This is a genomic window from Sphingobium sp. CFD-1, from assembly GCF_024611115.1.
Classification (GTDB): domain Bacteria; phylum Pseudomonadota; class Alphaproteobacteria; order Sphingomonadales; family Sphingomonadaceae; genus Sphingobium; species Sphingobium baderi_A.
Genome location: NZ_CP084398.1, coordinates 1,506,293 through 1,526,143, shown reverse-complemented (window position 1 = coordinate 1,526,143; position 19,851 = coordinate 1,506,293). Strand labels below are relative to the sequence as shown.

The following is a 19,851-nucleotide window of genomic DNA, read 5'->3' as shown; positions in this document are numbered from 1 at the left end:
AGGCGCTTCGATCATAAAGATCGACGTCCCCTCCACCTCGGCGGCATCCCGCATCGTCACCAGCAACACGGTCTTGCCGACACCGCGAAGACCGTAGAGGACACTGGGACGCGCGGCGCGGCCCATGCGAATGCGATCCAGCGCGACAGCGTTGCGGTTCATTCTGCCCCAAAAACGCCAGATCTGGGGTAATACGCGGCACGGTCTCGTCACCGGCGATGACGACTGTCATGCCAAGCCGCGTGATATCGTAGAGCTTGCGGCGAAGTACCGACAGCGTTTCATCGCGGGCCTCCCCCTCAGCCCTGGTGCCGAGGACGATCAGCTTCTACCCACTCTCGCGCCAGACCTCGGCTAGTTTGACGCCCAGTTGAGTGTTTGCCTTCGCCAGAGCGACAACATGGTCGAGGATTGACTGACCTGTTCATCTCGCGTGGCCCACCCGAACACATACGCTGAGATAGTAGCGCCGAGCTCATCACCAATGCCGTCCAGCAATGGCAGCCTAGGATACCAGTCACCCAGGAAACGGCGACACTGCCATATCCGGCCACCGGTTCCCGCTTCTCGTCGCCCCTATCTCGGTGCGTCGATACCGGTTGCTGCGAACACCTTCGGTCCGAACCTCACGCGCATGTGGGTTGCGACCTTTGTTGCATAGGCCCGCTGTCGCCAGGCGGTGGGGCTGTGATAAGTGCCGATGGCCTTCCAATAGTCGCCTGTAGCCTCCAGTCCGGAGATGAATATCCAGCGCGCCGCTTCGACATTGAAGCAGGCATCGTAGCGCAGCCAATGGCGGACCTGATGCTCGGACCTGCCGATGAGGCGGGCGATGCGGGGCACCCACCATGAGTTGATCTGGAGCGGTCCCAGGTCATGCGTTCCGTTGGTGTTGGCGATTTCGGCTCCGATCCAGCCCGCCTCCTGCTTGCGCAGTCCCCAGAGGGTCTTTTCGAGCCAGCCATAGCCCCGCGCAGCAATGCGGATGCAGCGCGCGAGCTCGGCCGCCTCCGCCGATCCTCCACGCTGTGCCAGTGCGGGCGTTGGCGCGAGAACAAGCGAGAGCGACAAAAGCGAGGCGATGCCGATATAATAGCGGGGTCGCTGCGATCGTGAGCAGGACAGCGCGTTCATGACGACGTCCGCCTGAAAGCGATGGTTTCTCTGGGGCGACGAGGTTCACACAGGTCAGGTAAGAACGGCGCCCCCGTCAACAGGGCGAGCAGTTTCTGGCCTGACACGATCTGGATACCCGTCGCACCATCGACAACGGCGCGACTCATCCCGCCGGTGCGGCCGGTATGAATGAACAGGCCGCGCTGCCTTCTGGTGGCGCAGAGCTGGGCAAAGTCCCAGACATGTTCGGGCCTGATGGCGTCTTTGTAGCGCTTGGCCTGGATCAGGAAGCGTATTCCATCGATGATGACTTCGCCGTCGACGCCGCCGTCACCCGTATAGCGGCAATTGCGGATGACGCGGTGCCCGCGCCGCTCGAAGGCTTCGAGCAGCAACTCCTCGAACGCGAGCGGGTCCATGGCGCGGAACCGCGCATAATGGAGCGCGACCGGCTGATCGCGGTCCCGCCCCCGCAGTTGCTCGCACATCTCCCGGGCCTGCCGCCGTCGCCATCGATGGCGGATGGGGATGCGGTCGTGACGAAAGAGAAGCGCCAGCAGTGCGGTGCAGAGGATCAGAATGAGAACAAGATTCAGATTCATGGGTAACCCTCCTATCGGTCGTGTCCGCTGCCATGATCGCCATGGTCATGCTGCGGTTGAGGTGCTGGCTGGTGAACATGATGGGGCGCGCTGCCACGCTCGGTGGATTCGGGCGCGCGATCGCGATCGAGAGTGCCGCGCAGGAAGCGGTCGACCAAAACGGCAGCCTCTTGCGCGCGACTGGCAAGGCTGTCAGCGAAGCCCGGCGGGCCTGTGTTACCCCGCCCCTGCCGGCGCTGTTCGCGCTCGGCGTTGCGTTCGTCCCGTTCGCGGGCATTCGCCTCGCGCGACCGATCGTGGCGTTCCTTGTGGCGCGCGCCCCGCTGCTTGTGGCTGTCGGCCTTGAGCCGGCCAAGCCCTTCGAGCGTCGAGGTCTTCTCGCCCGAGCGCGACGCCAGCTTGGCCGCAAGACGTGTCACATCCTCGGTCCACAGCTTCACACCATAGCGAGCGCGGGTGATCGCAGTGTAATAGTTCTGGCCGTTGACCAGACCGGATTCGACCGGCGCCAGCACATAGGTCCGCGGGTAGCTTTTCGACTGGGAGGAATAGACAGTTTCCGCGTAGCCGTGGTCCCAGGTCCTATGAGCGGACAGGTCCACATCCTGCACACGCTCGCCGCGGTCCCATTTGATAGTGGCAATCGTCCCGTCGAAGGCCAACACAGTGCCACGCTCGGCGTTCTTGACGCCGATATCCTTGTTGACGAGCCGCCACTGGATGCGGTCCCCCTCGCCGAGCTGGCGCTGCTCGGTCAGGAAGACGTTGACGTGCGCCGCTTTGCCAAGCCGGGGATTCCATTCAATCTGACGGCCATGCTCGTCGGCCAGGCGCACGACCTGGCGGCCATTATTATTCCGCCCAATCCCGACCACGCGATATTCCGCGTCCCGGGCGATTCCGAGACCCGCGTAGTCGCGCGCAAACTTGAGCACCTGGCCTTCAGTGTAGAAGCGGGCGATCTGCTTTTCCTGATCTGTCATGCCCGCCGGCGTCAGGACTTCGAGCCGGTGATCATTGGCCGCGACCGCGCCCTCGCGTTTCAGCACTTCGCGGATGTGGCTGTTGACGATCAACCGGGTCGCATTGTCGAGCACAAGGATATTGGTGGCATTGCGCGCAGCGGGCCGCAGCCGGGTCCACTCGACGACGATATCCTTGGCGAGAGCCTCTGCGGTCTCCCCGGTGTTCACACGATCGAGCGCGGCAAGCGAAGCCGCATAGTCGCCCTTGCGCGCCATCGCCACCGACTCTTTCGTCGTCCTGGTTTGCTGGCGCATGGGATCGAGAAGTTGACTGGTGGGCAGTCCCAGCTGCTGAAGGAGCCAGAACGCCTTGCCCTGCTCGATCGCACCGGTCTGCTTGTTGTCGCCAAGCAGGATGAGCCTCGCGCCGGTCGCGCGGCTGATCTCCAGGATGCGCAATGCCTGACGGTTACCGAGCTGGCCCGCCTCGTCGAGCACAAGAATATGCCTGTCGGTGATATTATGGCCGCCACCGGCGAGCAGTGAGGCGACCGTGCGGGATTCGATATTTGCCTGGTTACCCAGTTCTGCCGCTGCCGAAGACGTCGGCGCAAGTGCGATTGTCATGTAATCGTCGCGGGTCGCATCGACCAGCGCGCCGACCAGGGTCGATTTTCCTGCGCCCGCGACGCCGTGGATCGCGACAAGACGGTTGTTGCCCGTACCGATCCCTTCGAGCGCGCGCGCCTGCTCTTGCGTCAGACCGGCAGCAACCGCGGCCTCTGCCAGCCGCTCGGAGCTGGCGACGGGAGAGGCATCGCCCATGGCGAGCGATAGATGTTCCGACAGGGCCAGTTCCAGTTTCGCGGTCCGCCGCGACGAGCGTCCCCGTGGAAGCGGTTGATCGCCGGTCTGGCGTACTGTGCGGAGCAGCTTGCGATCGGCTTCCTGAGCATCGAATATCGGACGCACGTCACCGAACCGGACCTCACCGACATGGGAGGCGAGCGCGGTGCGGTACAGCCGCCCGATATTGTTGACCGCTTCACGCGTCTCGCTTTGCCGGATTCCGAATAGCGCAGCGCGGCGGGCGACGCCCGGATCAGTCTCGATCGTGCGTTCGCCGCGCTCCGCGACGGCCGCCAGGAGCTTGTCGAGATCCTCGCGCCAGGGTTCGGCACGTTTGTTCCACCGCTCCTGGAGGTCCTCCAGTCCGATCTTTTCCTTGGCTTTGCGCGTCTCGAAGAAGGATATGCGCCGAGCAGCCTGTCCGGTGAGGCAATGTTCCTTCGCATGGGCGTTTATCTCCTCTGCCCGCTGCGAATATTCGCGGATCATTTCGCCGGGGACGCTGGCTACCTCGAACAGACCGCGGCGCGGATCGAACACAATCTCGTGACCGAGCTCACGCACGTCATGGGCTAGTTCGTTGCGATAAATCTGCCCAGTAACGAGCTGTTCCGCGAACATCGAACGCGTCTCGAGGCTCGACATCCGGTCGCCACGAAGATGGTTGGTCATGTTGAGGACGACGACATGGGTATGAAGGTGCGGATCGAGGTCGCGGCTCGCATGTTCGGTGAAGCGGGCGAAGAGAAGCCGGCCGGTCGTTTCATGGACGATCTCGCCCTCGACGCGGCGGCGCAGTTCGGCATGCTCTTCAAGATGGGCCAGCGCGACGCCAACCGCCCGTTCATGCGCTGCGATGATCCGCTCGTCGCCCGTCACCAGCGCCAGGATCGAGATCGACTTGGGGGCGCTGATGTTGAAGTCCCAGCCGGGATGGTGCTGGATACCTTCCTTGCGGCGCCGACCGAGTTGCTGGTCGCCGACCTTGCCGGCCAGCAGTTCCTCGAACTGTTTGGGATCGACCTTGCCCGACAGGCCGAGACCGGGAGCAAGCTTGCCACCCCATTCAGACGGTTCGTCGCCGCCCTTGGTATAATAGTCGCCGATCGTATAGTAGCGGCTGATATTGGCGGCCGTGCCCTTGAGACGGCGGGGATGTATCATGCCGGCTTCGCCTTCTCGCGCGGTCCTTCGGACCGGCCATGGCTATCGAGCGATACGCGAAGGGTCCCCCGCCGCGCGCCCAGCAGTGGGATGGGCGTCGCGACCACGTCGTCCGCATCAGCATGGTCCTCGATCGGCAAATCGCCCTCGCCCATGTCGGGATCAGGATGATCCGGAGGTATTGTGCTTTTGTCGTGACCGGCCGCCTCTTCGGGGATCGGCACACCGGTCGTCTCGTCCACGGGTGGAGGATCGTTCGGGCGGTTGAAAAAGTCGCCCTGCGGCTTCCCGGGTGTCGGTCTTGCGCCTTGGTCCGATGAAGCCTCTCCTTTCCTAGCGGCCGTTTGTCGTGCTTGCGCCGCCCGGCGACTTTTCCGTGTCTCGCATATGATCTTCTCGCCGATCGGCAGTCGCTTGGGCGGTTCGTTCCGTTCGATGAAGGCGGGTGCGACCGTTGGCAGGAGATTGAAGCGATCAGTGAAGCGCACGACGGGGAGGTTGCGACCGAACCGGAGAAACCCCGAAAGGTTGGGCAGGTGGTTGACCTCGGTGTCCATCACCAGCGGGCGGGTCACCTGCATACGGCTTAAGTTCACCCCGTCGCGCATGTCGTTGACGCCGTAGGACATGCCCTCGTTCGCCTCGACTTGCTCGACCCGGCCGAGATTCTTGGAGATGAGTTCCGAGGTATCGGAATCGTTGGCCCGGAGCGCCACCCAGGTCGAGCAGTAGCCGGTGATGGCGGCGGCATCCTCCTTGCCGTAGGTGGCATTGAGCTGGGGATAGGACTGGAACCCCAATATGCCGCAGCCCCCATATTTGCGCGCACGGGCCAGGAAGTCGGATAGCGAAGGAAGCTTCTGAAGCGTCGGCAACTCGTCGATCACGCAATAGAGCCGCCGGTTGCGATCGGGCGTAAGGCTCATGATCGCGCTGATCGCGATATCGAGCCAGACGGTGATGAGGGGACGCAGCGAGGGAAGCTGGTCGGCCTTGACGGTCACGAACAGCCAGCTGTCGTCCTTCTCGTCCTCGACCCATTTACGGATCGAGAAACCGTCCACCGTATCGTCAAGATAGGAGAAACTGCGCATGACCGAGGCGAGCTCGGCCTGGACGCCGGCAGAAGTGCGCTCCCCTTCCGAGGAGATGAACGCGGCGGCATCAGTGCCCTTCACATAGGCGGCGAGGTCCGCGACCGGGGAGCGGAGCACGCGGTCGAGCAGGATCGAGATGAGGGTGTGCTTCTGCCGGGCAAGCTTGCGCAGGACCGCGACCAGCGTACCGCGTGCTGCCTTCGACCAGAAGGGATCGCCATGCTTGTCGGGGATGGTAGATTCCGCGATCTGGTCGTAGTGATACTCCTGCGGGACATCGACCCAGGGGCTCCAGATGTCAGTGCGCTTGTCCAGCGGGTTAAGGAGGATGTCGCGTCCGGGGCGGTAGAATTTCTCGACGAAGCTCCCGGCGGTGTCATAGACGATGGCCCGCTTGCCCTGCTTGCGGATCCCAGCGAGCATGGTGGTGATGAGGTTGGTTTTCCCCGTGCCGGGGGCGCCGACAAGCAGGATATGCTCCGGCTCGAAGGCCTCTGGCACCGCGACGCCGCCGATGTTGAGCGCCCCTTTCTTCTGCCCCCGGAGAGCACGGCGGACTTCCGAGATCGTCCCAAAGCGGGCGCCGCGAATATATTCGTTGGACCCGAGGCCGCGTCCTGTCCGGGTAAAATAGAACCAGGCGAAAACCAGCGCGGCGAGTGCCCCCATACCGGCAATGGCCGCCCCATGGATGAGGTCGGTTTCGAGTTTACCGAGCGCCTTCTTACCGACGCGGGATTCGATAAGGGCGTCGGCCGACGTCCAATATTCCCGACCGTCCGGGGTGCGGAACAGCATGGGGTCACTGGTTCCTCGCGCGGTATCGGCCTTGAAGCTGGCCTCCGCCATCTTGACCAGAACGAAACGCTGATACTCGCTCGACTTCTCGAAGGCATACCAGCCAGTCCCCATCGCCCACAGGACGATCCCCGCGACCACGGTCTGGAAGAAGACCTGGGTGGTCATCCTGACATTGTGGACGATCGCCTGACCACCGCGGGTCCATGAGCCCAATGTGTCGTTACGGAAGATGCTCATGATTGCGCCCTCCCCCGAACAGAGGCATCCGGGACCGCCTGATCCTTCAGTTCGGGGTGAGACCCGGACGGCAGAAGGAAGCGATCGCCGCCATCGCCACCGTGGCAGGAGCCTCTAGTGGGGGACAGGGAGCCGACAAGCGCGCCCGTGACGGGGGTATCCCCACGCCCGCTCATGGCTGGTCCTCCGGCCCGAGCAGGCCCTTCGCTTCGAGCAACGCTTTGGCGTCGGCCATGCCCTGCTCGAGCGCTTCGGGCGACCGACGGCGTACCGATGCCGCGACGATCGAGAGTGTCTGTATGACGCAGGAGAGGATTTCGTCCTGCGTCGTATAGACGTAGCCGCCGCGAGGGTCGGCGGCCTGGTCGATCGCAGGGCGGAGGAGTTCGGCAACGCTGATGCCGACTTTACGAGCACGGCGCTGCAGCCGCTCGCAAAGCGCATCGTCTATCCGGATTGTGATCCTTGCCAACGTGGGCGCTCCATCAGGAGCTTCGGCAAGGAGATCACGACGCAGCCGCAATATAGCGCGGATGGACGGCAATCACAATAAAATCGACGTGGCAGACGCGTCTGCCAGCAGAAAACGGCGGAAATGCTGGGGGTTTGGGACGCCGCTTTCTGGGGCGGCAGACGTGTCAGCCACTTTTGTGGTTTTTTGGCTGACGCGTCTGCCAGCGCAAGGCACTGATTACAGGGCCGTTTTCGGCCACAGCACCCGTGCGTACGGTGCAATACAAACCGCGAAGCGAGTGCGTCGCTTGCCTCGCAGCGACGGCGTCGCTGCGTCTTCTCTACCGCTGCCGGGCGCACCCTATGCGGTGTCGGTCGATGTGGGGGAGTTTGGCCGCGCTTGGCGGCGGGGTCGCTTGTGGCGCGGGTGCGCCTGTGCGACAAGGCGGGCGTGACGAGCGGGCCAGCCTGAACAAGGAAACTGGTCATGCCGAAAATGTCTGAACGCGATAAGCTCGCCGATCTGGTCGAGCGCGAGAAAAAGCTTGCCGGTGAGATCGCCGCAACGCGCAAGCGGCTGCGTGATCGCTATGCGGCGATCGTCACGGCGCTGCCGGTCGAGGATTTGCAGGTAACCGAACGCGAGTTTCGCGATCTGGTCGGCCATGTGCTGCGGCTCGGCGGCGCTGCCGCGCTGGCTGCGCTCAAGGGGGCGTCGGCTGTGTCCGATGCCGCCCGCTCGGGGAAATCGCCAGCCGCGTCATTGCCTGCGAAGGGGGATGGCGGCGCGACTGCCGTTCCCGGCGCGGGGGCGTGAGACTGTCGGCTCTTCCCCTTTCGGGTTCCCCCGCCGCCGCGCCGTCAGGCGCGGCGGCGGCCGGTGGCACGAAAAAAGGCCAGCGCGCTGGAAAGCGCGCCAGCCTTGGCGGGTCTGCTGTGATGGGTGGCGCGGCGCTTGGGGAAGGCGCCGCGCCGTCTCGTGTCAGGCGTAGCGCCGCGCTCGCCTGAAGGAATATTCGCCGGATGCCTCCGGCTTGCGCGGCTTGGGGGCATCGGCGGGCTTGCGGAAGGCGTGAATAGGAACGCCCTTCTTGCGGAGCATCTGATAGAGGTTCGCCTGAATGCCCGATCCTTCGCCTAGCACGGCTTCGGAAATGTCGAGTTCACCAATCTTGCGATTACGGGCAAACGCTGCCTTGCCACGTCCGGTTAGAGCATAGGCGACCAAGGGCACGCCTTCACGCGCGCACCATGCCGCAACGATGGCATCCCATCCCGTGCGCTGTCCCGTGGTGACGACAACCATTCGCGGCGTCCGCTGCTTGATTGCGCTCATCGTGGTCCAGATCGGTTGCCAGTCGTCCCAGATAGCGGGGCCGGAAGACACGACGACTAGGCCGTCGGGCTGGTATTTCTCGCGCTTGGCAAGGGCGCGTTCGCGCAGGAAGTCAACCGCGCTGATATAGCTTGCGGTCGTGACGGATGACGCCTTGCTGCCCTTGCTAGGGGACCAAGCCTTGCGCCAGCAAGCGCGATACATGGCGGCGGCATAGTCGCGCATGGTTTCCACGGCGGCGCGCTGTTCAATGACGGATTGGCATTGAAGCTGCAAATCCTCCAGTTCCTTGTTGAATACCTCGCCCGGTTCCATGCGCCGCGTCATGTCGCGGATTTTATCGGCCAAGCTATCCTCGCGCCGTTGCAGTGTTCCGGCGACAAAGTGGAAGGAATTGACGATGCCCCAAGCAATATCCGGGGCGAGCGGGTCAAGCCGCGTGTCCGTCAAGAGGAGATAGAGCGAGGTCATAAGCTCGCCGCAAGTCTTCTGCGCGGCGAACGGTTCGGGCATGTCATGTTCGCCCGGTTCGTCGCCGTGCTCGATGATCGAAAGCGGCATCGGGTCTCCGAACGACGCTTCAAATTCGGGCGTTGCGGTTTCCTCCGCGATAAGTTCCGGCAAGTCGGCAAATGTGCTAACGGCCTTTCTAGCTGATTTCTTGCTCATGGGTGTGACTCCTGATGCTCGATGATCGGTCAGGGTCCGGGGAAGCGTTCCAGCGCCCCCCCGGCCCGTCTTGGCCTAGCGCCTAGAACTGGACTTCATCGTCCAGATCGGCGGCGGCGCTTTGGCTGGACAGTTCGCCGTTTTCATTGGCTGTGCTGTCCCCGAAGCCGTAATCGTCGCCACGGCTGGGACCGGAAGGCGCATCGTTGCGCGACGTGCGGACGGCAGGTCCAAAATCGTCGCGTTCCTGCCTGCGCCATGCCACGCGGAAGCCTTCCTCAATCGAGCCGAAAAGCGCGATAGGCAGTGCTTCGGGCATGGAAGGATCATCGACATTGCCTTGATAGAAGACTTCGCCGGTCCGCTTGGCGACGGCTTCCCAGAGCGCGCCGACTTGCACGACGCGGCCGCCGACATTGGGAGCGATGATCTCATAAGCGGGGGCCAGTTCGTTTTCGCTTTCCACCGGACGCAAGGCCAGCTTGGGCAGGTCGATTGTGCGGGTAGCAATCCACCCGACGACACGGCCCTTCTTCAAGTTAAACTCACCGATATTCATTGCCTTTACTCCTATAAGTGCGTCCGGGGCCAATCCCCATCTGCACTTATACTTATACCCCCTCCCCTTTATTGAGTATATCGCATTGTTTTCTTGACAGAATTTCATCCTATTTGGTGAGCCAGAGCCAAGAAAATGGCCGCGGTAGCGGCCCGAACAAAGAAAAGCATGGCGAAGCCATTCCTTCCTGATCAGCGGAGGACGCGACGGGGCCTGTCTGTCATCCCATCCGGAGCCGCCGTCGCCGGGGCTCAAGGGTCAGGGCTGGTCCGGGCAAGCAAGGGACGTCGCGCTGCGCCCTAGTGGAGGTTGAAGAAAATGGGCCTGCCGACCCCTTTGGATCAGATAATCCTGTCGGCAGGCCCATTTTCTTCTACCGGAGCTTGGGTGGAGGCAGCCCTTGCTTGCCCGGACCAGCCCTGGCACGCCGAGACCCTGCGAGGGCGGCGCAGGATGGGATGACAGACCTCGTCCGACGCTGATTGCGGGCCGAGGCGTCCTCGCCGAGGTCCGCTGGCCCTCGCCACAAACGCGACGCCGGAGGGGTAGAACGCAGCGCGCCGCTGGGACCGCTACGCTGGCCCGAGCCAGAGAACGTCGAGGAGGCTGCTGCTGGCCTTGCGTGCCTCGACGATGACGGCGGTGTCCAGAAGCGGCGGGAAATCCTGCGCGCCCTTGAGCCGCCAGACGTGGCCGTCGTCCATTTCGAGGAGGAACCCGCGCGCGTTGCGGCGCAGATGGCCATGGAGGCGTAGGGGCGCGGCCGCCATGATCACGGCGCGGGATGACGGCCGGTGCGGGCGGCCCATGCGGAAGAAGAAAGCATGATGATAGTCCTGTCGTACCTCAAGAGGTTTGGGGCTTGAATACGTTCCTCCTATGTTCTAGTAAATGGGAGAAAGGATATCTCCCCATGATCGCGGACTATCTCGCCGGTTTCGATTTCAATCTGCCTTTGATCGATGCGGTCAATGATCCCGATCTTCCGGGCGTGCGCAGCCAGATCGCGGCCATCGCCCTTGGGGAAGGTCTGGATTCGGGCTACTACGAAGTCCAGGAGCTGGCCGAAACCTTTCTCGAGGCGGCTCGCGAAGACAATGCGGACATCACCGATCCGGACAGTCCCGCGCGCGAGCGTCTCGCCGGGATCCTAGATCGTGCCTCGCCCTACCAGCGCGGTCTGTTCCATGCGGTGGCCGAGCTGCCTCTGGCTGATGCCGCAAGCGACCTCGTCTGGCTCACCGGCCTGATGCGCAATCGCGCGGACATGTATCGTCCGGTCGAAGCGGCACGTCTGTCGACGCGCTGAACCCGCACACCTGATCTCGACCTCCGGCAATTTCGCAACGAACCGATTGGCAGCTGCTGCCTGATCGGGCTAGAGGATGTGCGTCCGCCGGTGGCGGGCCGGAGCGTCGAAACTCCGAACAATAGAGTCGGCTGCATGCCTTTGCGGCCGGATGGCCTGTATTATGTCCAGGCTCCGGCTAAAGATCAGGCACGCGTCCTATTGTTCGCGTTTTCGACTCGTCCGGCTCAGGGGCCGGCATCCTCCTTATGGAGGGTGCCAGCCGACTGAGCGCGGTTTAGCGGAGAGCAATCATGACGGACGAAGAACCTCGATTGGAAAACGCCATCAAGCACATGGAGGCAGCGCTCGAGTGCCTCGTCGATCCGAAGGACCAGGTGGTGGCATTCCGCCTGTCGCATGCGCTCGATCTGGCGCGAGAGCGGCTTCTCGAAGGGACCTGAGTGTTAGCAGGCCGTGCTGATCAGCAGGCAATCACGTCGATGTGCCCCTGTGCGGCATAGTCGATGATCTTGCCGTCCCGCGTAACGACCGGAATCTGATGATGACGGGCTGTCGCGATGATGAACCTGTCGGCTGGATCGCCATGTAGCGGCTCGGGCAGATGCGAAGATGCGATGGCGATCTCGGGAAGAAGCGGCGCTTCTCTGATCCCCGGCCCGCCCATGAAGCGGGCGAACCAGCTCTGAGGGTCGGGCAGGAAAGAGACGGCAGGCTGCTTCTCGCCGCGGGCGCGGCTCAACAATCCGACCTCCCACGCGGACGCGGGAGAGACGAATACGCCGTCCGCGAGCGCCGCATGCGAGATCGCCGCCAGAACATCGGCGGGCATCGGATCGCCGTTGGCGAGCCAGATGACCGCGCATGTATCCAGCAGCACGGCGCTGGGCGCCGGCCCGGCCTTCTTCCGCTTCGTCACTGGTGCAGCTTGCCGTCGCTGGCGCTCAGCGGCTCGTCGAGAATGGGCGAAAGCAGATCCACCCCTTCGGGAACCGCAACGGAGCCGCGCATGAAGCCATGCAGCATTTCGACCGCCTCGGCCGAGCTGGGTGGCGGCGTCAGCACCGCAACGGTGCGGCCGCGCTTGGTGATCGTCACCTGATCGAGATCGCGGCGTGCAAGGCGGTCCAGGATCGCGAGGCAGTTGGTCTTGAAATCGGCTGCGCCGTAAGTTTCAGCACGCATGGGGCGGGCCTTTCTGATCATGTTTTCTGACTGGTCATATAGGATGACCATATTAGAAAGTCCATAGTTGGATGTCCGGCGGCACAATCATGCTCGCCCGGCTGTGCCGGGCAGTGGTGGAATGATCTTGACGCTCGCCAGGTCGCCGAACACAGCAATGTGCGCTTTCAACGCCGATTGCAGGCTATCCCGATCCTCAAACGCCTCCATCGAATAGGCGTCGCGCGCGAGAGCATCGGGGTCGGCGCCAAACAGCTGTGCAAAGCGCCGCGGCCAGTGGCAAAGCAGGATCCATGGCCAGCCCGGTTCGGGAGGCGCGAACTCGAAGAAGCCGATCGCTCTGGCTTCGCGGCAACTGGGTTTGCGATCGAGGAGATCGGGCAATCGCAGGGCGTCCCGGTCGGCGGTGAGGAATGCTTCGAACGCAGCAAGTTCTTCGTTGGTCTCGATCATGACGATATAGTAGCGATCGAGCGCGAGGCCCTGTCCGGCAAGGTGCGGAGGAATGTCGATAACCATCACCGCCGGGGCCGTGACCAGCGGCATGGCATAGAGGCGGCGTCTAGCGGCAAGGTCATCTGATAGGCGCATGGCGAGGTTCCCGAAGATGTGGTTGCTGCCGCGATCGCGGTCATAGTACTGGATCGGCGGACGATCAGCCTACAGGTCGGCCCGGCGCCAGACATGCTTTGCGCTGTCGGCATGAACGGCTGCGAGACCTTGAGCGTCGAGTTCGGCCTGGACGCAGCAGACAAGATCGCCGGTCTCGCCGATGCCGGGTCGCTCGTAGATATAGAGATCGAACAGCACCCGGCCGTTTACAAGCTCATGGCGCTCGCGGATGCGCGACCAGGGATGGGTCGTATAGAGGTCGGTGTCCTCCCAATCCGGATCGTCGCTGATCGCGAGGATATTGAGGGCGGCATTGCCCGTTGTGAGGTTGACGCGCTCGGCGATCTCGATCGCAAAGCGAGTGGCAGAACTGTGGCGGCGGGCGATGCCCTCGGCGACCTCGCGCAGTTGTCGGACATCGCCGGCGGACAATCGGATGGCTCCGGTCATTGGTGCTGTTCCTGTCATGGGCGATCGAAGCTCGCGGCGGCTATGCAAAACCGACGAAGTTGCGTCATGCTGCGACGATGTCAGCCGAGGCGGCCGGATGTCAGAAACGCCATCCGCTCCGTATCGGTGCCACGGTGACGAAGCGATCCATGGGGCGAAGATACACGAGGACATGACGTCCGCGTTCGCACAAGCGCCGGATGTTGGCACGGCTGCCCTGGCTGACACCGTCCCAGACGACGATACCTGCGCCTGCGAGACGGGTCATTTCCCGATCCTTGGCGCTATGGAAGGCGCGCGTGCCCGGAGCAGCGTCGGCCAGGATCTGCCGGACGGGCCATGCGCCGATATTGTGCCGGGGGATCGTGTCGCCGCAAAAGACGGTGACGTGACGCACACCGCAATCGGCGAGGAACTGCTGGACGGCAGCGTCCGCGCCCGGTGCATCGCCGATTACGACCGGCAGCTCCTGGTCGATGATGACGCCGAGCTGCTTCATTACGCAAGCAGGAAGCTGCCGGATGGAAAGCGATCCGGAGATGAACACAGGCGGCGTAGGCGGCCGATGGTACGTGGTAGAGCCGGTAGCGGTCATGGCAAACTCCCAGATAAATGCACCACCAGCCCTCCTCCTCTCCTCCATGTCGGGCACTTCTTAGTATCTCGGCAATTGCGGTTCTGGTTGAGGACATGTCCGGGGAACGCGCCCGCCTTGCTGGCGCGGGATCGTCATTCCTGATATTTGGCGATGATCCGGCGTGCGAGCTGCTCGATTTCCAGGCGATCGTTCGTCTCGGTGCAATCGCCCGGAAAAATCGTGAAGTCGTCCGACGCCGCGCTGCCCTTGCTGATGAAGATTCGCCAGACGTTCCGGCGAATCTCGCCTTGCTCCCTTGGTTCGGTCCCCGGCAAGAACATGTCAGCCCACCGGCGTTGGTCGGGATCGTCGGAGAGATCGGCCCAGTCGCCTAGCGTTCCCCAAACGGTATAGCCGTCGATCAATGCGTGATGCTCGCGCGCGGCGCGGCGCTCGGCCACTCGCTTGGGCGCTTCGCGTCTCGCCTTGGCTTCCGCCTGCTTCCACTGGACGGATGTCAGACCGAGTTCGAGGCCCTTGATGACGTCTGCCGCCACATCGACCTGCCGCTGGGCCAGAATGTCGCAATGGCGAGCGGCCGGGAGCTGATCGACGGCGAGTCGCGCCAGTTTGAGCAAGGCCTGCAATTCCGTCTTCGTCAGCGTGACGCGAAGGCCGCTCGCCATCGGATGCGTTTTCATGTCCGGCGCTCCTTGTGCCAGGGTTTCAGGCCCGCGAGCGGGAGCTTGTATTCCCGTGCGGCGTGATGACGGTCATCTGAAAAGAAGCCCCAATGGCCGGTCGATGAGTATCGCAGGAAAAAGAGCTTCTCGCCCTCCTCGGTCCGGATCCACATGCCAGGCTCGATGGGATATTGATCGGCAGCGTTCATTGGCTTGCCTCCATGATGATGGGAATCGTGATCAGGCGACGTGCAGGACCAGACCTTCGTCCTTTCCCGGACGGGCTTCCGTTACACGGAACGGTTGAATCGGATCGCCCGTGCGCAGGACGAACTGAGGGCGTCCAGTGGTCTCCCATTTGCGGATCGCCAAAGAATACGCATGGTCGAACGAAGCGAGCTGCGCCCGGAGTGGTGACGGGACGGTCATGATGTTCTCCGTGTTGAGCGAATGCTCGGGAATGGGTGTGGTTATCTCGAGACTGCGAGGAGGCGTCGGCTAAGCGGTGTTCCATGGAACGGGTATCCACTTGCCATCTGCAGGCATGAGAGCGGGATCTTGTGAGTTCTCCTTCTCATCGTCTGAGAAGGTGTCGTAGTCGTCCGCTTCCCAGGTCTGGTTGGCTGCATTCCATCCCAAATCGGGGTCAGTCCTGTTGATGATGATCCAGGCCGTCACGAGTCCTGATCCCACAAGACCGACACGACGGTTTCGTAGGGGCCTGCGTGTCCTTGATTTGATCCCCCGGGCAGCTCGAACATCTGCTCGCGCGTCGCAACGCCGTCGAAGATTTTCGTGAAGGGTGGATTCTGGGTCATGGCACGGTTCCTTGTGGACGTGGCCCGACGCGGCGCGCGAAACGACGCGCCGGACATGCGTAAGAGAAAAGGTTGGCTACTCGGCGGCGTCGACCGAAAGCGCGTCGTCATTGTCCGCGAAGACGGCCTCGACCAGATGATTGACCGCGTGCATGCTGATCGCGCGATCCTTGGGGATCAGCCAGGTGACATGCTGGCGCATCGCCTCGCGGACTCGCTCGAGTACCGCTGCATCCTCGCCGAGCAGCAGCATGTTCGCGGCAAAGCGGGCCTGCATTTCGAACGCTGCCTGTTGGGTGTAATGGCTGTCGGCGTCACAATCCTCATTGGGCCAGAAGCAGGAGGCTTCGAGCAGCGAGGCGAGTTCGCCGGGCGTGATTGCGCAGTCGGTGCCGAGTAGGATGGCGACGTCGTCGAGGTCGCTGCGACAGTCGGTCGGGACGATCAGCATATCGGCAGGGAGTGCGAGGATGTCTGCGGGCTCCTCGGAATCCGCCGTGGCCCGCGCTGCGAGCTCAAGCGTGATCGTGCCGACGCGTCCGGAGCTGAGGTCCTCGGGAACCGATGCACCTTCATCATAGTGGAAGGTCTCGTCGTCCGTCTCGACCTGAAAGGAGAGGCCCAGGACGCGGGGGAGCGCATTTTACCAGCCATATCCGGCAAATTCGGGCATCGCGCGAACGGGCGAGCCGCCGAGACCATCGCCGGATTTCAGCGCGCGGTTGACGCACTGCTCTATGTTCGCGGATTGCGTGGGCATGATGATCATCGGTTCCCCCGCGATCCGCTCACCCGGAAAGATGTCATTCGTCTCGGCGATGCGGGGAGTCCAGAGGTGCAAGAAGGGCGCCGCCTCGGGCAGCGAGATGCCTAGGTCTCGCGCACGCAGCCATTGAGTATAGGAAAGCCGATGATGGCCCTCGCGAGCGATAGTGCGGAAAATCGCCGCTTCGCAGGCTTCGCGCAGGGCGTCGAGCGCCGAATTTTGGACCATTTCCTTGCGTGCCGGAAGCACAAACTGGAGATTTCCCGCGTCGACGACATCGACCTTGGCATACCAGCCCCGACCGCCATCGGCGTCATGAACATGCGGCAGGCGGCATGGGACGGTGAGGCCGTGGAAGTTGATCCGGGCCTGTTCGCGATGAGGCGCGTGCTTGTCGAGAAAAACGCCAATGCGACACCCGTTCCAGTTTTCGACGCGGCCTCTTTCAGAAAGCCTTCATGGGCCTGCCGCTCCTCGCCATAAAAGACCGGAATCGGATAGAACCGTGCGGCGCTTTTCACGGCTTGTCCAAGCTCGTCCGCCCATGCCTTGGACAATTCGATTTCGATTTCGGTTCCCTTGGCGATCACTACCGGAACAAGATCGAGCGGCTCCCCATTCTCCCACGCCTGCGGCGGGATCGTCACTTGCCATCCGTCCTCGGCGTCGTCAGTGCGCGAACGGATGACGACATGGCGGCCGGCGAGGCTGAACACCCCCATGCCTGCCGGATCCTCATTGCGAGTAATGTCGCTGTCCCAGCCCGAGTCGCCGAGCGCGAGAAGCTTCGTCGGATCGGCAATGCCCCTGCCATCGTCGCGGATGCGCAGGATCGTGCCGTGATCCTGGTCGAGCCGGCGGATGTCGACACGGCTAGCTCCCGCCCTGCGGGCATTCTGGAGAAGCTCGTGGAGAGCGTCGGCCACGCAGCCAGCAAAAAGACGCGTCGCCTTATGGATGATCGACTGGCCGACCGTGGCCTGGATCGTGGTGGGAAAAGTCATGGGAGTCTCCTGGATTGCCGCGACCTCATCGCCGCACCCCCATCACTCTCCCTTCGCTCCATGGCCCGGTCGCGCCGCCGAGCGGTGGCGATTCGGCGGCATCATGGAGTCGTCAGATGGTAGGAAGGACGCGATCAGGGAGCGGCGTAGTCAGGCAGCAATCCGTTCGAAAATAGCCTCGCCGTTGGAGAACACGCCTAAACGGACGAGGGTCGCGAACCGCTTCTTGAAACCGACCGCGATCCGGTCGATCCAGCGTTGCGCCAACCCTTCCTGACCGGGATCGATGTCGTCGCGCAGGACCACCCAATAAGCGATGCAGCCGCAATACTCCGAGATGCCGAAGCGGGCATAGCGGTTCATGGCGACAATACGGTCTTCGCGGCCGATCCAGCCGCTCGCGGTCCATGTCGAAGGATAGAGGGCGAGCACTTGCTCCCGAAAATCCTCGACGATGAAGTCCCAATCGTCCTGTGCCGCGAGTTGATCGAAATGGCGGGTATCGGGATCGTCTTCGTCTTCGATCCAGCCCGCGTCCCATAGCGCGAAGGCGACATGCGCCCCGCTGGGGTAGGATACCGAGCGCCCCATGGTCAGTTCCTCTCGTCTGCAGAGGGCTGCAAGCTGGGCGGCGGGGCGGCAACAGGTTCGTTGGTCGCCGCGGGATCGGGATCTTGCGGCACGGGTTCTGGTCTGATCGTGGGATGGGCGAGATCGGACCAGTCGATATGGTCGATGATCCAGTCCGGCACGAAGTCCCAGTCGAAACACAGGTCGTAGCTGTCAGCGACCGCGCTCCAGGCCGCCTCGACGGCACTGGCCCAGCTCACGACGGTCAACCGCACGTCAGCCGTGCCGACGGCATTGCAGGTTTCCCTGATGGCAAGCGCCAGGGCGATGGCGTCCGGATCGGTGGCGGGATGATCGCGCAATGTCAGCACCGCCTCCCAGAGGCAGGCGGCGGTTTCGAGCGCGGATTCGAGAGTGGCCGCCTGCATGGCGCCGTCCTGGTTTTGCGCAGCGGGCGTGATCTCGACCTTCTCAAGATCGCTGGGCCACGGGACCGCGATGGGCGATGGCTCTGCGGGCCAGGAATAGACGCCGGTTTTCATGCTGTGGCCTCCTCGTTCGCGGCTTGGCGGGCGCCCGTCTCCAGGGTGTCGAGGTCGATCGGCAGCGGTTTGGTCGGCTTGTCGGTGATGATCACCACCGCGTCGGGCTTGTAGAGTTCACCGCCGATCGCCGAGATGCGGATGCGGGCGACAGGTTCGCCGGAGCGCACGCGCTCATGTCCTTTCCATTCCATTCGCACGCGGCGGCCGTCGGCGGCGATCTCGACGGTCTTGAACGGATCGTAGTCGCCCTTCGAATTGGCCGAATAGGTGGCCTGTGTCGTCGCGTAGACCTCGTTGGGCTTGGCGGTGCTGCGCTTGCCCTTGCAGGCCGCGACCATGCGCAGGTTCCAGATCGCCTGGAGTTGCTCGGCCTGTTCGCGCGATGGATTGATCAGCGGCGCGGTGTCCGGCTTGGCCGAGGCCCGGCGGGCCTTCTTCTCCGGCACTGTGTAGCCGCACGCCTGCATCAGGTCGCGCCAGTCGTCCTCGCTCAGCTCGAGGGAGGTATCCGATGCAATATGCGCCGGGAGCGGGACCGGGCTTTCGAGCAGGAGGCGCTCGGCGTCGATCACGGTGGATTTGGGGCTTTCGGTGCCATGCTCGCGGGCGAAGGCTTGGATGATGACCGGGGTCAGCTCGCCGTCATAACGCGGCACGTCGCCCAGCATGGAACGCTCGAAGGCGAGCCGGTGCAGGATATGCTCGATCCAGCGGCGGCGGTTGGGGCCGTCGACGGCCAGCATTGCGCCCTCGATACAAAGTTGCCGGGCATCGGCTGGCGTGACCTCGCCGCTATCGACCTTGTAGTAGAGATCGTAGTTCGACCAGATCATGCGAGAATCCATGTTGCCGAGCGCGTGGCGGATCTGTTCGTCGGTCGTGATCTCCTCCCAGATCGCCAGTGCCGCATGGGCTCTGTTGATTCCACGCTGGAGGTCGCGCAGTTCGGCGAGCAGGGTCTTGATCCGGTTGGCCCGCGTGCGCGGTTCGTTCTTCATGTTGGCGAAATGCTCCGCGCCGCTCGCGCGACCCAGCCAGTAGTTCGCCGCTTTTTCAGCTTTCACGGCGGCGGTCGAGGCTGAGTGCATGCGCTCCTGGGACCTGCGCGCCTGGCGCTCGCTATGATGGCCGACGAGGATGGGCTGGCCCATGTAAAACGCCTGCGAGAGCTCGTCAGCGCGGCGAGCGAAGGCATTGGCCTGCGCATGCCGCTTGTGCGAAAGGCCTTCGAGCCGCTCGGCCTTGAGTGCGGCGCGCTCGGCCAGTGTCATCTCTTCGGCCTCGATCTCGCCCGCCAGTTCGACGGCGAGATCCTCGCGCTGCGGCGTCCATCTGGGAGCCACGAACAGCTCCTGTTTCGGAGCCCATTTGAAGCCCGCCTCCTTGACACGGGCATAGGTCTCGGCATCGAGGCGGGACGATGCATAGAGGCGGATCTTGTTGTCCTCCGGGCTGTATGTCGCGGTGAAGCTGGTCATTGATGG

Annotated in this window: 27 protein-coding genes; 4 read left to right on the top strand and 23 right to left on the bottom strand. The window is 63.2% G+C overall.

The window, feature by feature from the left end:
- The first annotated feature begins 124 nt into the window (after nucleotides 1–124).
- Nucleotides 125–358, top strand: a complete 234-nt coding sequence (locus tag LDB26_RS07915) for a hypothetical protein (protein ID WP_066519830.1) — start codon at nucleotides 125–127, stop codon at nucleotides 356–358.
- 218 nt (nucleotides 359–576) lie between these two features.
- On the opposite strand, the gene LDB26_RS07910 is transcribed toward LDB26_RS07915, so the two are convergent.
- The 5 genes from LDB26_RS07910 to LDB26_RS07890 form a co-directional block, all read right to left on the bottom strand.
- Nucleotides 577–1,134: a lytic transglycosylase domain-containing protein gene (locus LDB26_RS07910; protein ID WP_048575778.1), complete on the bottom strand. Its 558-nt coding sequence runs from the start codon at nucleotides 1,132–1,134 to the stop codon at nucleotides 577–579.
- A complete protein-coding gene (locus tag LDB26_RS07905; protein WP_048575779.1) occupies nucleotides 1,131–1,718 on the bottom strand; it encodes a restriction endonuclease in 588 nt (195 codons plus the stop codon). The genes LDB26_RS07910 and LDB26_RS07905 overlap by 4 nt, the downstream gene beginning before the upstream one ends.
- A gap of 11 nt (nucleotides 1,719–1,729) precedes the next feature.
- Nucleotides 1,730–4,696, bottom strand: coding sequence for a MobF family relaxase (gene mobF, locus LDB26_RS07900; protein WP_257541529.1), 2,967 nt, complete (start codon nucleotides 4,694–4,696; stop codon nucleotides 1,730–1,732).
- Nucleotides 4,693–6,831, bottom strand: coding sequence for a type IV secretion system DNA-binding domain-containing protein (locus LDB26_RS07895; protein ID WP_048575781.1), 2,139 nt, complete (start codon nucleotides 6,829–6,831; stop codon nucleotides 4,693–4,695). The genes mobF and LDB26_RS07895 overlap by 4 nt, the downstream gene beginning before the upstream one ends.
- 172 nt (nucleotides 6,832–7,003) lie before the next feature.
- Nucleotides 7,004–7,303, bottom strand: coding sequence for a CopG family transcriptional regulator (locus LDB26_RS07890; protein WP_048575782.1), 300 nt, complete (start codon nucleotides 7,301–7,303; stop codon nucleotides 7,004–7,006).
- A 468-nt stretch (nucleotides 7,304–7,771) separates the two neighbouring features.
- On the opposite strand from LDB26_RS07890, the gene LDB26_RS07885 reads away from it, so the two are divergent.
- Nucleotides 7,772–8,101 (top strand): hypothetical protein, encoded by a 330-nt coding sequence (locus LDB26_RS07885; protein ID WP_021243951.1) that lies wholly within the window; start codon nucleotides 7,772–7,774, stop codon nucleotides 8,099–8,101.
- A 165-nt stretch (nucleotides 8,102–8,266) separates the two neighbouring features.
- On the opposite strand, the gene LDB26_RS07880 is transcribed toward LDB26_RS07885, so the two are convergent.
- The 3 genes from LDB26_RS07880 to LDB26_RS07870 form a co-directional block, all read right to left on the bottom strand.
- Nucleotides 8,267–9,289 (bottom strand): SLOG family protein, encoded by a 1,023-nt coding sequence (locus LDB26_RS07880; RefSeq protein WP_031290669.1) that lies wholly within the window; start codon nucleotides 9,287–9,289, stop codon nucleotides 8,267–8,269.
- A gap of 82 nt (nucleotides 9,290–9,371) precedes the next feature.
- Nucleotides 9,372–9,848 carry a DUF736 family protein gene (locus LDB26_RS07875; protein WP_021243949.1) on the bottom strand — a complete coding sequence of 159 codons (477 nt, stop codon included), beginning with the start codon at nucleotides 9,846–9,848 and terminating at the stop codon, nucleotides 9,372–9,374.
- 572 nt (nucleotides 9,849–10,420) lie between these two features.
- The gene (locus LDB26_RS07870) at nucleotides 10,421–10,618 is read right to left on the bottom strand and encodes a DUF5818 domain-containing protein (RefSeq protein WP_142634077.1); all 198 of its coding nucleotides are present in this window, start codon (nucleotides 10,616–10,618) and stop codon (nucleotides 10,421–10,423) included.
- Between the two features lie 143 nt (nucleotides 10,619–10,761).
- Here LDB26_RS07870 and LDB26_RS07865 point away from each other — a divergent pair, with 143 nt between their 5' ends.
- Nucleotides 10,762–11,157 carry a hypothetical protein gene (locus LDB26_RS07865; protein WP_021243947.1) on the top strand — a complete coding sequence of 132 codons (396 nt, stop codon included), beginning with the start codon at nucleotides 10,762–10,764 and terminating at the stop codon, nucleotides 11,155–11,157.
- A gap of 293 nt (nucleotides 11,158–11,450) precedes the next feature.
- The gene (locus LDB26_RS07860; RefSeq protein ID WP_021243946.1) at nucleotides 11,451–11,600 is read left to right on the top strand and encodes a hypothetical protein; all 150 of its coding nucleotides are present in this window, start codon (nucleotides 11,451–11,453) and stop codon (nucleotides 11,598–11,600) included.
- A gap of 20 nt (nucleotides 11,601–11,620) precedes the next feature.
- Here LDB26_RS07860 and LDB26_RS07855 read toward each other — a convergent pair whose 3' ends face one another.
- From LDB26_RS07855 to LDB26_RS07785, 15 genes are all read right to left on the bottom strand, one after another.
- Nucleotides 11,621–12,076, bottom strand: coding sequence for a type II toxin-antitoxin system VapC family toxin (locus LDB26_RS07855; protein ID WP_021243945.1), 456 nt, complete (start codon nucleotides 12,074–12,076; stop codon nucleotides 11,621–11,623).
- Nucleotides 12,073–12,342, bottom strand: a complete 270-nt coding sequence (locus LDB26_RS07850; RefSeq protein ID WP_051187071.1) for a type II toxin-antitoxin system Phd/YefM family antitoxin — start codon at nucleotides 12,340–12,342, stop codon at nucleotides 12,073–12,075. The genes LDB26_RS07855 and LDB26_RS07850 overlap by 4 nt, the downstream gene beginning before the upstream one ends.
- Before the next feature lie 87 nt (nucleotides 12,343–12,429).
- Nucleotides 12,430–12,933: a hypothetical protein gene (locus LDB26_RS07845; protein ID WP_031290664.1), complete on the bottom strand. Its 504-nt coding sequence runs from the start codon at nucleotides 12,931–12,933 to the stop codon at nucleotides 12,430–12,432.
- 69 nt (nucleotides 12,934–13,002) lie between these two features.
- Nucleotides 13,003–13,404: a hypothetical protein gene (locus tag LDB26_RS07840; RefSeq protein WP_021243942.1), complete on the bottom strand. Its 402-nt coding sequence runs from the start codon at nucleotides 13,402–13,404 to the stop codon at nucleotides 13,003–13,005.
- 100 nt (nucleotides 13,405–13,504) lie between these two features.
- Nucleotides 13,505–13,999, bottom strand: a complete 495-nt coding sequence (locus tag LDB26_RS07835) for a hypothetical protein (protein ID WP_142634079.1) — start codon at nucleotides 13,997–13,999, stop codon at nucleotides 13,505–13,507.
- 134 nt (nucleotides 14,000–14,133) lie between these two features.
- Nucleotides 14,134–14,682 (bottom strand): hypothetical protein, encoded by a 549-nt coding sequence (locus LDB26_RS07830; protein WP_021243940.1) that lies wholly within the window; start codon nucleotides 14,680–14,682, stop codon nucleotides 14,134–14,136.
- On the bottom strand, nucleotides 14,679–14,873 hold the full coding sequence (locus LDB26_RS07825) for a hypothetical protein (protein WP_021243939.1): 195 nt from the start codon (nucleotides 14,871–14,873) through the stop codon (nucleotides 14,679–14,681). Before LDB26_RS07825 ends, LDB26_RS07830 begins: the two co-directional genes overlap by 4 nt.
- 31 nt (nucleotides 14,874–14,904) lie before the next feature.
- Nucleotides 14,905–15,093: a hypothetical protein gene (locus LDB26_RS07820; protein WP_059140294.1), complete on the bottom strand. Its 189-nt coding sequence runs from the start codon at nucleotides 15,091–15,093 to the stop codon at nucleotides 14,905–14,907.
- A 245-nt stretch (nucleotides 15,094–15,338) separates the two neighbouring features.
- Nucleotides 15,339–15,482 (bottom strand): DUF1419 domain-containing protein, encoded by a 144-nt coding sequence (locus LDB26_RS07815; RefSeq protein WP_021243937.1) that lies wholly within the window; start codon nucleotides 15,480–15,482, stop codon nucleotides 15,339–15,341.
- Nucleotides 15,483–15,558: 76 nt separating this feature from the next.
- Complete coding sequence (locus tag LDB26_RS07810; RefSeq protein ID WP_257541527.1) at nucleotides 15,559–15,933, bottom strand: hypothetical protein; 375 nt, start codon at nucleotides 15,931–15,933, stop codon at nucleotides 15,559–15,561.
- A gap of 192 nt (nucleotides 15,934–16,125) precedes the next feature.
- A complete protein-coding gene (locus tag LDB26_RS07805; protein ID WP_257541525.1) occupies nucleotides 16,126–16,323 on the bottom strand; it encodes a hypothetical protein in 198 nt (65 codons plus the stop codon).
- A 29-nt stretch (nucleotides 16,324–16,352) separates the two neighbouring features.
- The gene (locus LDB26_RS07800) at nucleotides 16,353–17,252 is read right to left on the bottom strand and encodes a hypothetical protein (RefSeq protein WP_257541523.1); all 900 of its coding nucleotides are present in this window, start codon (nucleotides 17,250–17,252) and stop codon (nucleotides 16,353–16,355) included.
- 150 nt (nucleotides 17,253–17,402) lie between these two features.
- Nucleotides 17,403–17,843, bottom strand: coding sequence for a hypothetical protein (locus tag LDB26_RS07795; protein WP_021243936.1), 441 nt, complete (start codon nucleotides 17,841–17,843; stop codon nucleotides 17,403–17,405).
- Nucleotides 17,844–17,845: 2 nt separating this feature from the next.
- Entirely contained in the window at nucleotides 17,846–18,364 is a 519-nt protein-coding gene (locus LDB26_RS07790) for a hypothetical protein (RefSeq protein WP_021243935.1), read from the bottom strand.
- The gene (locus LDB26_RS07785; protein ID WP_257541520.1) at nucleotides 18,361–19,845 is read right to left on the bottom strand and encodes a DUF3560 domain-containing protein; all 1,485 of its coding nucleotides are present in this window, start codon (nucleotides 19,843–19,845) and stop codon (nucleotides 18,361–18,363) included. Before LDB26_RS07785 ends, LDB26_RS07790 begins: the two co-directional genes overlap by 4 nt.
- Nucleotides 19,846–19,851: the final 6 nt, after the last annotated feature.

Excerpts from the sequence above, each read along its gene's own strand:
- LDB26_RS07915 (WP_066519830.1), top strand. The coding sequence starts at position 125 with ATGCGAATGCGATCCAGCGCGACAGCGTTGCGGTTCATTCTGCCCCAA.
- LDB26_RS07910 (WP_048575778.1), bottom strand. The coding sequence starts at position 1,134 with ATGAACGCGCTGTCCTGCTCACGATCGCAGCGACCCCGCTATTATATC.
- LDB26_RS07905 (WP_048575779.1), bottom strand. The coding sequence starts at position 1,718 with ATGAATCTGAATCTTGTTCTCATTCTGATCCTCTGCACCGCACTGCTG.
- mobF (WP_257541529.1), bottom strand. The coding sequence starts at position 4,696 with ATGATACATCCCCGCCGTCTCAAGGGCACGGCCGCCAATATCAGCCGC.
- LDB26_RS07895 (WP_048575781.1), bottom strand. The coding sequence starts at position 6,831 with ATGAGCATCTTCCGTAACGACACATTGGGCTCATGGACCCGCGGTGGT.
- LDB26_RS07885 (WP_021243951.1), top strand. The coding sequence starts at position 7,772 with ATGCCGAAAATGTCTGAACGCGATAAGCTCGCCGATCTGGTCGAGCGC.
- LDB26_RS07880 (WP_031290669.1), bottom strand. The coding sequence starts at position 9,289 with ATGAGCAAGAAATCAGCTAGAAAGGCCGTTAGCACATTTGCCGACTTG.
- LDB26_RS07875 (WP_021243949.1), bottom strand. The coding sequence starts at position 9,848 with ATGAATATCGGTGAGTTTAACTTGAAGAAGGGCCGTGTCGTCGGGTGG.
- LDB26_RS07870 (WP_142634077.1), bottom strand. The coding sequence starts at position 10,618 with ATGGCGGCCGCGCCCCTACGCCTCCATGGCCATCTGCGCCGCAACGCG.
- LDB26_RS07865 (WP_021243947.1), top strand. The coding sequence starts at position 10,762 with ATGATCGCGGACTATCTCGCCGGTTTCGATTTCAATCTGCCTTTGATC.
- LDB26_RS07860 (WP_021243946.1), top strand. The coding sequence starts at position 11,451 with ATGACGGACGAAGAACCTCGATTGGAAAACGCCATCAAGCACATGGAG.
- LDB26_RS07850 (WP_051187071.1), bottom strand. The coding sequence starts at position 12,342 with ATGCGTGCTGAAACTTACGGCGCAGCCGATTTCAAGACCAACTGCCTC.
- LDB26_RS07845 (WP_031290664.1), bottom strand. The coding sequence starts at position 12,933 with ATGCGCCTATCAGATGACCTTGCCGCTAGACGCCGCCTCTATGCCATG.
- LDB26_RS07840 (WP_021243942.1), bottom strand. The coding sequence starts at position 13,404 with ATGACCGGAGCCATCCGATTGTCCGCCGGCGATGTCCGACAACTGCGC.
- LDB26_RS07835 (WP_142634079.1), bottom strand. The coding sequence starts at position 13,999 with ATGACCGCTACCGGCTCTACCACGTACCATCGGCCGCCTACGCCGCCT.
- LDB26_RS07830 (WP_021243940.1), bottom strand. The coding sequence starts at position 14,682 with ATGAAAACGCATCCGATGGCGAGCGGCCTTCGCGTCACGCTGACGAAG.
- LDB26_RS07825 (WP_021243939.1), bottom strand. The coding sequence starts at position 14,873 with ATGAACGCTGCCGATCAATATCCCATCGAGCCTGGCATGTGGATCCGG.
- LDB26_RS07820 (WP_059140294.1), bottom strand. The coding sequence starts at position 15,093 with ATGACCGTCCCGTCACCACTCCGGGCGCAGCTCGCTTCGTTCGACCAT.
- LDB26_RS07815 (WP_021243937.1), bottom strand. The coding sequence starts at position 15,482 with ATGACCCAGAATCCACCCTTCACGAAAATCTTCGACGGCGTTGCGACG.
- LDB26_RS07810 (WP_257541527.1), bottom strand. The coding sequence starts at position 15,933 with ATGCTGATCGTCCCGACCGACTGTCGCAGCGACCTCGACGACGTCGCC.
- LDB26_RS07800 (WP_257541523.1), bottom strand. The coding sequence starts at position 17,252 with ATGACTTTTCCCACCACGATCCAGGCCACGGTCGGCCAGTCGATCATC.
- LDB26_RS07795 (WP_021243936.1), bottom strand. The coding sequence starts at position 17,843 with ATGGGGCGCTCGGTATCCTACCCCAGCGGGGCGCATGTCGCCTTCGCG.
- LDB26_RS07790 (WP_021243935.1), bottom strand. The coding sequence starts at position 18,364 with ATGAAAACCGGCGTCTATTCCTGGCCCGCAGAGCCATCGCCCATCGCG.
- LDB26_RS07785 (WP_257541520.1), bottom strand. The coding sequence starts at position 19,845 with ATGACCAGCTTCACCGCGACATACAGCCCGGAGGACAACAAGATCCGC.